Raw genomic sequence first — 1,126 nt, 5'->3', positions numbered from 1 at the left:
CCGCCAGTAGCTGAACAGCTCGATCGCGCTCTCGTCGGTGGCGGCGGTGGCGTTCAGGGCCTGGCGGCCTGTTCGATGCGCTGCTCGATGGCGCCGAAGATGCTCTCCCCGGCCGCGTCCAGCATCTCGATGCGGACCACGTCGCCGAAGGACATGAACGGCGTGCTCGGCTTGCCATCGCGCAGGGTTTCCACCGTGCGCAGCTCGGCAAAGCAGGAGGCGCCCTTGCTGGTGTCCTCGTTGGCGATGGTGCCCGAGCCGACGATCGCGCCGGCACCCAGCGGGCGCGTCTTGGCAGCATGCGCGACCAGCTGGGCAAAGTTGAACTGCATGTCCACGCCCGCTTCCGGGGCGCCGAACCACTGGCCATTGATATGGGTCAGCAGCGGCAGGTGCACCTTGCTGTCCTGCCAGGCGTCGCCCAGCTCGTCGGGGGTGACGAACACCGGCGACAGCGCCGAGCGCGGCTTGGACTGCAGGAAGCCGAAGCCCTTGGCCAGCTCGCCCGGAATCAGGTTGCGCAGCGACACGTCGTTGACCAAGCCCACCAGCTGGATATGGCCGGCGGCCTGTTCGGCGGTGACCGCCATCGGCACGTCGTCGGTGATCACCACGATCTCCGCTTCCAGGTCGATGCCGTATTCCTCGCTGACCACCTTCACCGCATCACGCGGGCCGTAGAAGCCGGCGCTGGTGGCCTGGTACATCAGCGGGTCGGTGTAGAAGCTCTCCGGCACCTCGGCGCCACGGGCGCGGCGGACGCGCTCGACGTGCGGCAGGTAGGCGCTGCCGTCCACGAACTCGTAGGACCGCGGCAGCGGCGCGGCCAGCGCCTGCAGGTCGATGTCGAAGACGCCGTCGGCGCTACCGTCGTTGAGCGACTCATACAACGCGTTCAGGCGCGGCGCCAGGTGGCTCCAGTCTTCCAGCGCCTGCTGCAGGGTGGCGGCGATGCCGGTGGCGCGTGCGCCGTGGCGCAGGTCGCGCGAGACCACGATCAGGGTGCCGTCGCGGCCGCCTTCCTTCAAAGAACCAAGCTTCATGGGTGGGTATCCGGGATCGCGAAAAATAGGTTTCGAGTGTAACCAAAATTGTCGCACCACCAAGCTGCAACGCGACATCCCAC

1 protein-coding gene is annotated in these 1,126 nt (G+C 67.5%); it reads right to left on the bottom strand.

The window, feature by feature from the left end; translation table 11 throughout:
• Nucleotides 1-53 precede the first annotated feature (53 nt).
• The gene (locus tag DBR34_RS19785; RefSeq protein WP_128098048.1) at nt 54-1,043 is read right to left on the bottom strand and encodes a fumarylacetoacetate hydrolase family protein; all 990 of its coding nucleotides are present in this window, start codon (nt 1,041-1,043) and stop codon (nt 54-56) included.
• Between the last annotated feature and the right edge of the window lie 83 nt (nt 1,044-1,126).

The sequence above is a fragment of the Stenotrophomonas sp. HMWF003 genome, from assembly GCF_003061285.1.
Classification (GTDB): domain Bacteria; phylum Pseudomonadota; class Gammaproteobacteria; order Xanthomonadales; family Xanthomonadaceae; genus Stenotrophomonas; species Stenotrophomonas maltophilia_AP.
Note: the sequence above shows the minus strand (reverse complement) of the source record. Positions and strands in the feature narration are given on the sequence as shown.

Excerpts from the sequence above, each read along its gene's own strand:
- DBR34_RS19785 (WP_128098048.1), bottom strand. The coding sequence starts at position 1,043 with ATGAAGCTTGGTTCTTTGAAGGAAGGCGGCCGCGACGGCACCCTGATC.